We start from the raw sequence: 11,755 nt of genomic DNA, 5'->3' as shown, positions 1-11,755 counted from the left end.
TTTGGCAGGACTTTATAGATGTTATTTGCATGGATTACCGATCCCAATGCCTGGCTTGCCCTTGGCACGCTAACGCTGTTGGAGATTGTGCTTGGGATCGACAATATTATTTTCCTCTCACTGGTTGTGGCGAAGCTGCCCACCGCGCAGCGTAACCACGCCCGAAGGCTCGGTCTGGCTGCCGCGATGGTCATGCGATTGCTGCTGCTGGCTTCAATCGCCTGGCTGACAAAACTGACCACCCCGCTGTTTAGCGTATTGGATCATGCGGTATCTGCGCGCGATCTGATCCTGTTTTGTGGCGGTGTGTTCTTAATATGGAAAGCCAGTAAAGAGATCCACGAAACGATCGAAGGTGATGAAGAGGATCTGAAAACCAATGTCCACTCGTTTCTCGGGGCAATCGTACAGATTATGCTGCTGGACATTATTTTCAGTCTCGATTCCGTCATTACTGCAGTTGGCCTGTCCGACCATTTGTTTATTATGATGGCGGCAGTGGTGATTTCGGTTGGCGTGATGATGTTTGCCGCACGCCCTATTGGTGAGTTTGTGAATCGCCATCCTTCGGTGAAAATGCTGGCGTTATCCTTCCTGATTCTGGTGGGCTTTACCCTGATTTTGGAAAGCGTCTCGATTCATGTACCGAAAGGGTATATCTACTTCGCGATGTTCTTCTCTATCACAGTTGAGACGCTCAACTTGATGCGCGGTAAGAAAAACCCGTCGTAATACAAGGCTTCCCCGCAAGGGGAAGCTATTTTCCCCGTCTTTTTGTCCCTACCCACACTTTAAGATTTTCCCCCTTTTTTGCACTGATACATCAGGTTATTACTAGAATGATGTGAGACACGAGCCAAATGAGGACAGAACGATGAAAAAATGGGCAGTGATTATCTCTGCAGTTGGATTGGCATTTGCAGTTTCAGGTTGTAGTAGTGATTACGTTATGGCAACCAAAGATGGCAGGATGATCCTGACTGACGGTAAGCCAGAAATTGACGATGAAACCGGCCTGGTTAGTTACCATGACCAGCAAGGCAATAAGATGCAGATCAACCGTGATGATGTTTCTCAGATCCTCGAGCGCTAAAAATCTTTAAAAAGGTCAGTCACCTGCTGACCTTTTTTGGTCTCCCCTCTTTCCCTTTGTTCTGCCCTCTGCCATGTTTATATTCCTTTGTCAGGACAACTGACGCAGTAAAGTAAGTTAAAGGAAGCCGGCTATGCACTATCACCGTATCCCCCACAGTTCACTTGAGATAAGTACCCTGGGGCTGGGCACAATGACGTTTGGTGAACAGAACAGCGAAGCCGACGCCCACGCACAGCTTGATTACGCCATCAGCCAGGGGATCAACCTGATTGATGTCGCAGAGATGTATCCCGTCCCACCGCGCCCGGAAACACAAGGGCTGACGGAGACCTATGTCGGTAACTGGCTGGCGAAGCGCGGCAATCGTGAGAAAGTGGTCCTCGCCTCGAAGGTTAGCGGCCCCTCGCGCAATAATGACAATAGCATTCGACCAAACCAGGCGCTGGATCGTAAAAATATCCGCCTCGCGCTTGAAGCGAGCCTGAAACGCCTGCAAACCGATCATCTCGATCTCTATCAGGTGCACTGGCCGCAGCGTCCTACCAACTGTTTTGGCACACTGGGCTATAAGTGGACGGAATCCGCCCCTGTCGTCACGCTACTGGAAACGCTGGAGGCGCTGACCGAGTTCCAGCGCGCGGGCAAAATTCGCTATATCGGCGTGTCGAATGAAACGGCCTTTGGCGTGATGCGCTATCTGCAACTGGCGGAAAAACACGAATTACCGCGCATCGTCACCATTCAAAACCCCTACAGCCTGCTTAACCGTAGCTATGAAGTGGGTCTGGCTGAGGTGACGCAATATGAAGGGGTTGAGCTGCTGGCTTACTCCTGCCTGGCGTTCGGCACCCTCACCGGGAAATACCTGAACGGTGCGAAACCCGCAGGTGCCCGCAACACCCTGTTCAGCCGCTTTACCCGTTACAGTGGCGAGCAGGCGCAAAAAGCGGTTGCTGCCTACGTGGATATCGCCAAACGCCACAATCTGGATCCGGCGCAGATGGCGCTGGCATTTGTGCGTCGTCAGCCGTTCGTTGCCAGCACCCTTCTGGGCGCAACAACAATGGAACAGCTAAAAACGAATGTGGAAAGTCTGCATCTTACGCTCAGCGAAGAGGTGCTCGCCGAAATTGAAGCGGTGCATCAGGTCTATACCTACCCGGCACCCTAATATGAATCAGGCCGGGTAACCCGGCCTGTCTCTTAGCGGCGGCGTTGCCAAATCCACAGTGCCGCGATTGCCAGCGCAAACAGTACGCCGAACCCGACACCGACACCAACCACCGGCACACCCACTTTGACCGCCAGGGAGTAGAGTCCCAGCATCAACAGCATGGCGGTGTTCTCGCCGAGATTCTGTACCGCAATAGCGTTTCCTGCGCCAACAGAACGCTTACCCCGCTCCTGCAACAGCGCATTAAGTGGCACTACGAAAAAACCACCCAGCATGCCGATAAGCATTAAGATTCCATAAGCCGGAAGTACTGCATGTTGTAACGAAAAGAAGGTTACTGCCACGCCAATCAAAATCCCGGCAGGCATACAACGCGCCACCGTCTCAAGCGTAACCAGTTTTGCGGCAAGCCCGGCTCCCACCACAATGCCCACCGCCACCATGGCATTGAGATAAGTCGGCGTGGCGTTATCCGTAATGCCCAGCGCAACGGGCACCCACAGTACCAGCAGAAAACGCAGCGTTACACCCGCGCCCCAGAACAGGCTGGTACCAACCAGTGAAAAACGCGTCTCGCCATTGCGCCACAACAATGAACAGGCAGAGAAAAAACTGCGCGTCATCGGGGTGAAACGCCAGGACTGTCCCGGACGCGCAGCCACCAGGAGTGGAATCATCAGGTTTGCCGCCACCGCGCCTGCGTAGACCAGCGCACAGACGCCCAGCGAAGCCAGCACGTGCCAGTCAGCCAGAATACCGCCCGCCATGGAACCCAACAGGATTGCGGCAATCGTTGAGGACTCCATCAGTCCGTTCGCTTTGACCAGTTTGTCGCCGGTTGTCAGTTCACCCAGGATACCGTATTTCGCCGGGGAATAGGCCGCCGCTCCCACGCCCACCAGGGTATAGCCGATGAAAGGGTTGATGCCGATGCAAATGCTGGCCGCCCCCAACAGCTTGAGGCCGTTGGCGACCATCATCACGCGCCCTTTGGGGAAGCTGTCGGCGATCTGCCCGACAAAGGGGGCAAAAAGGATGTAAGCGCCCACAAACACCATCTGCAGGATCGGTTGACTCCAGTCGGGGTAGAACTCCGCTTTCAACAGCGCCAGGGTGGCAAACAGCAGCGCATTATCACCAAAGGCCGACAGGAACTGGGCGACAATGACCGCTTTCATCCCCTTCGACCACAGTGAAGTGTTAGTGGGTACTGACTCATGCATTTTGGGTTTCCGCCTCTTCAACCATGCCTTTTAACGTCACAAAGTCAGGCTTCCCGCTGCCCAGTAACGGCAACTGTTTGAGGAAGCGTATATCGCGCGGAACCGCCAGTTCCGGCACGCCTTGCGCACGCGCCTGTTGCTGGAGTTTCTCGCGCGTCAGTTGTTCATCGGTGGTGAACAGGACCAGCGCCTCGCCTTTGCTGGCGTCGGATTTGATCGCCGTGGCATGCATCTTCTCAGGCGATACTGCCAGCGCCAGTTGCTCCACCATCTCCAGCGAAATCATCTCACCGGCAATTTTGGCAAAGCGTTTGGCACGGCCCTGAATCTGCACGAAGCCTTGCTCATCAAAGCGCACAATATCGCCCGTATCATACCAGCCGCTTTCCAGCTCACCCTGGGCATTTTCTGCCGCAGGCGCTTCCAGCACGCCGGGGTTCTCCACGCGCAGATAACCGTTCATGATGTTCGGTCCTTTCAGTTGCAGCCGGCCACCGTCATCAATACCCGGCACTTCAAGCAGGCGCGCGTCCATACCGGGCAGAATACGCCCAACGGTACCGGGCTTCGCCGCCATCGGCACGTTGATTGACACCACTGGCGCGCACTCTGTTACCCCGTAGCCCTCCAGAATGCGCAGACCAAATTTGTCCTGCCAAAGCTGACGGGTGCTGTCCTGGAGCTTTTCAGCCCCTGCTACCACATAACGCAGGCGGAAAAAGTCATACGGATTGGCGAAGCGGGCGTAATTCCCCAGGAATGTCGATGTGCCGAACAGCACGGTACAGTTCCGGTCGTACACCAGCTCCGGCACAATGCGATAGTGCAGCGGGCTTGGGTAGAGGAACACTTCTGCCCCGGTCAACAGTGGCGTAAACAGCCCCACCGTCAGACCAAAAGAGTGGAACAGCGGCAGCGCCGACATAAAGCGATCATTGGCGGTGAAATCGGCAATGGTGCGGATTTGCTCGACGTTCGCCAGAATACTTTTATGACTATGGACAACCCCTTTCGGATTGCCCTCAGAACCGGAGGTAAAAAGTATGATCGCCGCATCTTCGGGTTTTTGCGGCACCTGCGCCAGACGTGGCATCAGCACGCGGCTAAAGATCCACAGCTTATCTTCCAGCGTGACGCTGCCTTTTAAATCTTCCAGATAGACCCAGCGCACCTGGGTTAGCTGTTCCGGCAGATGCCAGAGCTTCCCTTTGTCCATAAAGGTACGCGAGGTAAATACCGTTTTGATTTCCGCCGCGGTAATGGCGCTGGTCAGCCCTTTAACACCGGCGGTGTAGTTCATCATCGCCGGAACGCGCCCGCGGGCGATGGCGCCAAAAATCACCGCGGCGCTGATACCGGCGTTCGGCAACATCAGGCCGATTTTCTCACCCTGTGCCGTGTATTTGTCGAGAATACGGGCGACAAAGAGTGTCTTGGTCAGCAGCTTACGGTAAGTGTCCGGGGTGAAATTAATGTCTTCTACGCAGTGCTTGCCTGCGCCGTAACGATATTGTGCGGCAAGGAAGGCGTCGAATAAGGTTTCGCGCGGACGCACCGCCATGCGGGCTTCCATCATAATCTGATGCAGCATCTCACCGGCAATTTTACGGCGGTCGCGGGCGCGCGGCGCTTCCGGCATTGGCAGTTGCGTTGGCGGCAGAACATGCAGATGAATCTGTGGGAATAACCGCTGTTTAACCAGCCCTTTCAGACGGCTGAAAAAGGTCAGCTCCGCCCCCTCTATACGCAGCGGTACGACGGTTGCCGCCGACTTCGCCGCCACAAATCCCGCACCATCGTAGATTTTCATCAGCGAGCCGGACACCGAAATGCGCCCTTCCGGGAAAATCACTACCGGACGCCCTTCGCCAATCAGGCGGACAAGGTGTTTGACGGACATCGGCTTCGTCGGATCCAGCGGCACAAAATCGATGATCGGTTTAAGCCAGCGCATGTACCACTGCTGGCTAATGGAGGTATAAACCGCAAAGACCGGGCGAACAGGAAGAAAAAGCGCCAGCAAAATCCCATCGATAAAGGAGACATGGTTGGGGACAATCAGCACGCGCTCGCCGTGCAACGCCTGTGTATTGCCCGTGAGTCGCACACGGAACAGGACGCGAAAAAGGCCACGAAAAAAGCCAAATAACATTTCAACTCCTTTTGTTAGTCAATTCGACAGGTTATGAATAAATTGTGGCAGATTACACGAGAAGTGGGGGACGGCGAAATGCGGGCGAAAAAAAACCTGCGCATCCGCGCAGGTTGGTGCAAGAAATTAAGTACGAAATGCGTACCGAAATAATCACCAATCAATACCTCTGGGATCTTGATTGTGGCTGGCGGCGCGTTAGCTCGCCAGCAGTAAAAAGCAAGCGAATGAGCCTAAGTGCAACGAGGTGTTTCTAATCATCCAGCTTGTTACACATTGACTTAATGGCAAAAAAAAACCTGCACATCTGCGCAGGTTGGTGTAATTCAAGTGTTCAACCCTCAGGTTGACTTCACCTATCAATACCTCTGGGATTGCTACTGTAGCAATCCGGCCAAATGCTCCTCCAGCAGACAATAGAAACAGCCTTTCGCAAAGTGTAACTAAAGGTTCGAACTGTATATTTCCGGATATATTTTCCATGTAACGTTTTCACGTCATTTCGCCGCGTCAGTTCACGTTTGCGGAAAGTGCCCTGGCGACAACCTTGATTAGCCAGCGCATTCCCGTAACATAAGTGGGTGTGTAAACGCTTACCCCTAAATGAAGGTGCTCAATGGCGACAATAAAAGATGTAGCCCGGCTTGCAGGTGTCTCTGTCGCTACAGTCTCTCGCGTAATTAACGACTCCCCAAAAGCCAGCGAAGCCTCACGGCTGGCGGTCCAGACCGCCATGGAGAGTCTGAGCTATCACCCCAACGCCAATGCCCGAGCGCTGGCGCAGCAGTCGACGGAAACGGTCGGTCTGGTGGTCGGAGATGTCTCTGACCCTTTTTTTGGCGCCATGGTAAAAGCGGTTGAACAGGTCGCCTCCAGCACTGGCAACTTCCTGCTCATTGGCAACGGTTATCACAATGAGCAAAAAGAACGTAATGCGATTGAACAACTGATTCGCCACCGCTGTGCGGCACTGGTTGTCCACGCCAAAATGGTGCCGGATGCTGAACTCATTGCGTTGATGAAACAGATCCCCGGCATGGTACTGATTAACCGCATTCTGCCCGGTTTCGAACAGCGCTGCGTGTCGCTGGATGACCGCTACGGTGCCTGGCTGGCAACGCGCCACCTCATACAACAGGGCCATACCCGGATAGGCTATTTGTGTTCCAACCACGCGATTTCCGATGCCGAAGACCGCCTGCAGGGTTATTACGACGCCCTCAAAGAAAACGGCCTGCCGTGTAATGAGCGTCTGGTCACCTTCGGCGAACCGGACGAGAGCGGCGGTGAACAGGCAATGACCGAACTGCTCGGGCGCGGCAAGAATTTTACGGCGATCGCCTGCTATAACGACTCGATGGCAGCGGGCGCAATGGGAGTGCTTAACGATAATGGCATTGCTGTGCCAGATGAGATCTCGCTGATTGGCTTTGACGATGTGCTGATATCACGCTATGTCCGCCCGCGTCTGACCACGGTGCGCTATCCCATCGTGACGATGGCGACACAGGCAGCGGAACTGGCACTGGCGTTGGCAGAAAACCGTCCGCTCCCGGATGTCACGCATGTGTTTAACCCGACGCTGGTAAGACGCCACTCGGTCGTGACGCCGCAGGACAACTAGAGGGTAAAGCGATAGAGGTGGACGGTCGTGTCCGGGTAATCGAGGCCGTCGCCGATATACTGCCAGCCAAAGCGCTCATAAAAATCACGGCAGGCGGAGTAAAGATGAAGCTCGCTAAACCCCATTTCCCGTGCAGACTCAATCACATGCTGCTGTAAAGTACGCGCCAGCCCCTGCCCGCGTACGGACTCATCAACATAGAGCGCCGCCAGCCAGGGGAACAGATCCTGGCGGCTTATCAAATCGCAACGCCACAACCCTACGGTGCCAAGCAGTGTATCGTCATCCACCAGCACAAAGGTCAGCGGCAGATTGCCCGGCGTCTGGCTGTGGTCAATAATGCTTTCGAAGAACGCGCGCGGCAGCGAGTCACCAAACTCGCGCCAGAGCCACTCGGTCACCTGTTCGGCATGCTGTGGCGCGTCGTATAACGGAACCACTTTCACATTAATTTCCCCTGAAAAATCGGTACGGATTCAAACAGATAGCCGTCAAAATCCGGGGCATCCTCGTCCGAGAGCTCCAGCAAACTCTTTTTTACGTTTTCAAGATGCTGCCACATGGCCTGCCAGGCGCCCATCACATCGCGACGACGCAGGGCAGCGAGCAGTGTCTGCCTGTCGCCAAGCCATTTCAGGCGATAAGGACGGCTGGTAATGTGCACGTTGAACTGCTGCCACAGCGGGCTGCTGTCCATGTGGTGCCAGACGCTTTCTACTGTTGCCAGTAGCATCTGGTTTTGCGAAGCGCCCGCCAGAACCAGATGAAACATTTTGCTGTTGTCCTGGCTGGTGTCGTTCAGGGCAATCGCGCGCTGTTCCTGTTCGAGGATGCGGCGCAGGTTATCGATATCCGCCCGCGTCGCCATTTTAGCGGCAAAGGCGGCGATGTTGCTCTCCAGCAACTGACGAGCCTGCAATATTTCAAACGGGCCGACATCACTGCTGAGAAAGCGCTCTTCTTCGTTTTCATGCTCCTGAGGAATACGCATCACATAGACGCCGGAGCCCTGGCGAATATCGACAGTGCCCTGGAGTTCAAGCATTAAGAGAGCTTCACGGACAATAGTACGGCTGACGCCATACTTTTCGGCAATATTGCGCTCAGGCGGAAGGCGGGATCCCACGGGGTAATGCCCCTGGATTATTTGCGCGCGTAAATCTTCGCCAATCTCCTGGTACTGTTTTTTTTCCGGCGGGATTACAGCTTTTTCCACAATATCACCATCACCTGTACAGACCTTTAGTTGAAGCTCAGGCCGGAGAACCCCGGCCTTTGGGCGCGCTATCTTACCAAATTTAGTGCCTGATCGAGAACTTTCGCGCCATTTAAGGTGCCATATGCCACCGGATCGATCACATCAATAGGGATAGCGTATTGGTCGGTAAGTTTCTTATTTTCCGCGAGCTTAAAGCGCACCTGCGGCCCCAACAGTACAGCGATAATCTCGCCGCTGTGGTTGTCTAATTCATCGCGTAACGCCTGCTCAGCGATGGCATAGATTTTCAGTTCAAGACCGCGCTCGGCGGCGTTTTTTTCCATCTTAGTGACCACCAGTGATGTAGACATCCCGGCAGAACAACACAGGACAATACGTTTCATCACAGCTCCTTATTTCCATTCATCATCAAAAGAGATCGTAAGCTGGCGCTCGTCGCTTAACCGGCGATACCAGGAGAGCGACTTTTTCGGCCGCCGGTCACGGTTGTGGTCCAAATCGATCTCCACCAGCCCGTAGCGATTTTTAAAGGCATTCATTGGCGATACGTTGTCCGTAAACGCCCAGAGCATATAACCGTGACAGTTGGCGCCATCCTCCCGCGCGCGCAACGTCTGGTACAGATGCTCACCAATAAATGCAATGCGGTAATCGTCTTCAATCACCCCATCGGCATTGCGGAACTGCCCTTCGTTCTCAACCCCCATCCCGCTTTCCGCCACAAACCAGGGGATGTTGCCGTACTCGTTTTTAATCCGCATCGCCATGTCATAAATGATAAACGGCCCAATTTCCCAGCCGCGCGACTTATTCATGCGCCGCCCCGGTAGCTCAAAGGGTTCGTAGTAATAAGCCGGGTGGAACGGCGTGTCGGGGTGCCAGGCGCGGGAAGGAGCTTTTACCCGATGCGGGTAATAGAGGTTAATGCCTAATTCATCCACGGTATTTTCACGAATGATCGTCAGTTCGTCGTCGGTGTAGTCCCAGCTCACCTGATGCTTCTCAAGCAGGGTAAACAGCTCTGGCGGGTATGCCCCTTTTACCATTGGGTCGAGGAAGACACGGTTATAAAAGAGATCATACATGGCTGCCGCATGGACATCGTGCGGCGCACGGGAGCGCGGATAGGTCACTTCCGGGTTCAGAATGCACCCCACCGTTCCCGCGTACCCTTTCTCGCGAAACAGTTTCACCACTTTCGCCGTGGCTAGATTTTTATGGTGATTCCACTGCATCCAGGTGCTGGTGTTCTGCTCATACGGCCAGCGCAGCGCATCCAGATAGACTCTGGTTTGCACCACGATGGGCTCGTTAAAAGTGAACCAGCGCGTCACTTTTTGGTGAAAACGTTCAAAGACCTTTTCGACGTAAAGCAGATAGAGTTCGACCACTTTTTTCGATGCCCAGCCGCCGTAGGTTTCCAGCAGGTAACCGGGCAATTCGTAATGTTCAAGGCAGATCATCGGCACAATGCGGTTACGCGCCATCTCGTCAAAGAGCTGGTCGTAATAGGCCGCATACTCTTCATCCACGACGCCATTTTCATAGTCGGTCAGAAAGCGCGACCAGTTAATGGAGGTGCGGTAGTGGGTCAGGCCAGCCTGCTTCATCAACTGTACGTCTTCGCGAAAACGGTGATAAAAGTCAGTCGCCACCGCCGGGCCATAGCCCTCATGCCAGACCTGCCTGTCGTTTTTGTACCAAAGATCGGGCCATGAATCCTGCCCCTCTTTTTTGCCGCTCCAGCCCTCGGTCTGCCAGGCTGACGCCGCCGCACCAAGCATAAACGACGGCGGGATGGTGAGTGTTTTCGTGCTCACGTCAGGCTCCTTTAGGCATTTTTCGCCATGTCAGTGGATTCAGCCTGCAGTTGCGCCTGCTCCGCGCGGCGGGATGCAATCTTCACAAAAGGCAGGTAAATAAGGATCGAGGCCAGGATACACACCAGTTGTGTCACTACCGCCCCCATCGAACCGGCGGTGGAAAGCCAGGCGTTAATCAGCGGCGGCGTGGTCCAGGGCACCATCACCACGGCCTTGCCCGCAAAGCCGGTAACCGTAGCAAAGTAACCGATTGAGCCGGTCACCAGCGGGGTGATGATAAAGGGGATCGCGAGGATCGGATTGAGCATGATCGGCATGCCGAATATCACCGGTTCATTGATATTGAAGATGCCAGGGCCGATGGAGAGCTTGGCGATCTCTTTCATCTCTTTGCGTTTGGTGGCAATCATCACCGCGATCAGCAGGCCAATGGTCAGACCGGAGCCGCCGATACTCATATACACATCCCAGAACGGCATGGTGATGATATTCGGTACCTCTTTACCCTGCTCAAATGCGCTCATGTTGACCGTGATCGCACCGAGCAGCAGGGGTTCGCGGATCGGCTTGATCATCTGGTTGCCATGAATGCCGATAACCCAAAACAACTGAGCGACAAACATCAACAGCAGGATACCCGGCAGGCTTTGCACCACGCGCTCTAACGGCTGTTGCACCACCTGATAAACGGCATCATAGAGGTACATGCCGGTGATCTGATGGAAGACAAAACCAAAAGTCGCGATAACCGTGGTGGTGATAATGGCGGGGATCAATGCAGAGAACGAGGCCGAGACGTTAGGTGGCACTGTATCCGGCATTTTGATTTTCAGCCCTTCACGGTTTTCCAGCCAGCAGTAAATCTCAACGGAGAGAATCGCGATAAACATGCCGAGGAACAGGCTCCGGGTATCCGAGAACTGGCGCAGCAGCACATCTTTCACCACGTGCATTTGGCCATCGACCAGCATTTCCACCGTGGTTGGCGTCACGCAAATAAAGCAGATGACCGCCAGCAAACCGGGGAACAGGGTTTTGATGCCGTTAATACGCCCAAGCTCAATACCAATCAGGAATACCGCGCCGATATTCAAAAAGTTGAGCGTGGCGTAGTTGATAGCGCTGGTAATTGGCTTGAGCGCGGCCAGGAACGATAGCGCGTCAAAGCTGGCGAGGCCGTTTTTCGGATCCAGCACCATATTGGAGATAAGCACGGAGAAGGCGCCGACGATGATGACCGGCATCAAGGTAATAAACGAAGCCTTGATCGCCATAATGTAGCGATAGCTGTTGAATTTGGTCGCGAAGCTACCCAGAGAATCGATTAACTTTTCCTGTAGAGCCATTAGAGGTACCTCAGTAAAAGGGCTTTTTATCGTGTCAGGTATACAGCTCAATACCTTTTGGCATACCAAAAATAGCTATCGCTGGAAAATAGTTCTGT

The 11,755-nt window shown here is 54.1% G+C and carries 11 protein-coding genes; 4 read left to right on the top strand and 7 right to left on the bottom strand.

What is annotated here, in order from left to right; genetic code table 11:
* Window positions 1–18 precede the first annotated feature (18 nt).
* The 3 genes from MRY16398_RS04990 (at window position 19) to MRY16398_RS04980 (ending at window position 2,267) form a co-directional block, all read left to right on the top strand.
* A complete protein-coding gene (locus MRY16398_RS04990; RefSeq protein ID WP_039077111.1) occupies window positions 19–732 on the top strand; it encodes a TerC family protein in 714 nt (237 codons plus the stop codon).
* 142 nt (window positions 733–874) lie between these two features.
* Window positions 875–1,093: a lipoprotein YgdR gene (gene ygdR / locus MRY16398_RS04985; protein WP_039077112.1), complete on the top strand. Its 219-nt coding sequence runs from the start codon at window positions 875–877 to the stop codon at window positions 1,091–1,093.
* A gap of 133 nt (window positions 1,094–1,226) precedes the next feature.
* Window positions 1,227–2,267, top strand: a complete 1,041-nt coding sequence (locus tag MRY16398_RS04980) for an NADP(H)-dependent aldo-keto reductase (protein ID WP_039077113.1) — start codon at window positions 1,227–1,229, stop codon at window positions 2,265–2,267.
* 32 nt (window positions 2,268–2,299) lie between these two features.
* Here the strand turns inward: MRY16398_RS04980 and lplT are convergent, their stop codons facing one another.
* Window positions 2,300–3,493: a lysophospholipid transporter LplT gene (gene lplT / locus MRY16398_RS04975; RefSeq protein WP_125123924.1), complete on the bottom strand. Its 1,194-nt coding sequence runs from the start codon at window positions 3,491–3,493 to the stop codon at window positions 2,300–2,302.
* The gene (gene aas, locus MRY16398_RS04970; RefSeq protein ID WP_071193777.1) at window positions 3,486–5,645 is read right to left on the bottom strand and encodes a bifunctional acyl-ACP--phospholipid O-acyltransferase/long-chain-fatty-acid--ACP ligase; all 2,160 of its coding nucleotides are present in this window, start codon (window positions 5,643–5,645) and stop codon (window positions 3,486–3,488) included. Before aas ends, lplT begins: the two co-directional genes overlap by 8 nt.
* A gap of 616 nt (window positions 5,646–6,261) precedes the next feature.
* On the opposite strand from aas, the gene galR reads away from it, so the two are divergent.
* On the top strand, window positions 6,262–7,269 hold the full coding sequence (gene galR, locus MRY16398_RS04960; protein WP_039077116.1) for an HTH-type transcriptional regulator GalR: 1,008 nt from the start codon (window positions 6,262–6,264) through the stop codon (window positions 7,267–7,269).
* Here the strand turns inward: galR and MRY16398_RS04955 are convergent.
* The 5 genes from MRY16398_RS04955 to MRY16398_RS04935 form a co-directional block, all read right to left on the bottom strand.
* The gene (locus tag MRY16398_RS04955) at window positions 7,266–7,715 is read right to left on the bottom strand and encodes a GNAT family N-acetyltransferase (RefSeq protein WP_071193775.1); all 450 of its coding nucleotides are present in this window, start codon (window positions 7,713–7,715) and stop codon (window positions 7,266–7,268) included. The genes galR and MRY16398_RS04955 overlap by 4 nt on opposite strands.
* Window positions 7,712–8,485 carry a GntR family transcriptional regulator gene (locus MRY16398_RS04950; protein ID WP_039077118.1) on the bottom strand — a complete coding sequence of 258 codons (774 nt, stop codon included), beginning with the start codon at window positions 8,483–8,485 and terminating at the stop codon, window positions 7,712–7,714. The genes MRY16398_RS04955 and MRY16398_RS04950 overlap by 4 nt, the downstream gene beginning before the upstream one ends.
* A 68-nt stretch (window positions 8,486–8,553) precedes the next feature.
* The gene (locus MRY16398_RS04945) at window positions 8,554–8,871 is read right to left on the bottom strand and encodes a PTS sugar transporter subunit IIB (protein WP_071193774.1); all 318 of its coding nucleotides are present in this window, start codon (window positions 8,869–8,871) and stop codon (window positions 8,554–8,556) included.
* Between the two features lie 9 nt (window positions 8,872–8,880).
* A complete protein-coding gene (locus tag MRY16398_RS04940) occupies window positions 8,881–10,308 on the bottom strand; it encodes a glycoside hydrolase family 1 protein (protein WP_125123923.1) in 1,428 nt (475 codons plus the stop codon).
* A gap of 11 nt (window positions 10,309–10,319) precedes the next feature.
* Window positions 10,320–11,657 (bottom strand): PTS sugar transporter subunit IIC, encoded by a 1,338-nt coding sequence (locus tag MRY16398_RS04935; RefSeq protein WP_039077121.1) that lies wholly within the window; start codon window positions 11,655–11,657, stop codon window positions 10,320–10,322.
* Window positions 11,658–11,755 lie beyond the last annotated feature (98 nt).

Origin of the sequence: Phytobacter sp. MRY16-398, from assembly GCF_003925915.1 — a bacterium.
GTDB lineage: Bacteria > Pseudomonadota > Gammaproteobacteria > Enterobacterales > Enterobacteriaceae > Phytobacter > Phytobacter diazotrophicus.
The sequence above is the reverse complement of the archived record's forward strand: the minus strand, read 5'-3'. Positions and strand labels throughout refer to the sequence as shown.

Excerpts from the sequence above, each read along its gene's own strand:
- MRY16398_RS04990 (WP_039077111.1), top strand. The coding sequence starts at position 19 with ATGTTATTTGCATGGATTACCGATCCCAATGCCTGGCTTGCCCTTGGC.
- ygdR (WP_039077112.1), top strand. The coding sequence starts at position 875 with ATGAAAAAATGGGCAGTGATTATCTCTGCAGTTGGATTGGCATTTGCA.
- MRY16398_RS04980 (WP_039077113.1), top strand. The coding sequence starts at position 1,227 with ATGCACTATCACCGTATCCCCCACAGTTCACTTGAGATAAGTACCCTG.
- lplT (WP_125123924.1), bottom strand. The coding sequence starts at position 3,493 with ATGCATGAGTCAGTACCCACTAACACTTCACTGTGGTCGAAGGGGATG.
- aas (WP_071193777.1), bottom strand. The coding sequence starts at position 5,645 with ATGTTATTTGGCTTTTTTCGTGGCCTTTTTCGCGTCCTGTTCCGTGTG.
- galR (WP_039077116.1), top strand. The coding sequence starts at position 6,262 with ATGGCGACAATAAAAGATGTAGCCCGGCTTGCAGGTGTCTCTGTCGCT.
- MRY16398_RS04945 (WP_071193774.1), bottom strand. The coding sequence starts at position 8,871 with ATGAAACGTATTGTCCTGTGTTGTTCTGCCGGGATGTCTACATCACTG.
- MRY16398_RS04935 (WP_039077121.1), bottom strand. The coding sequence starts at position 11,657 with ATGGCTCTACAGGAAAAGTTAATCGATTCTCTGGGTAGCTTCGCGACC.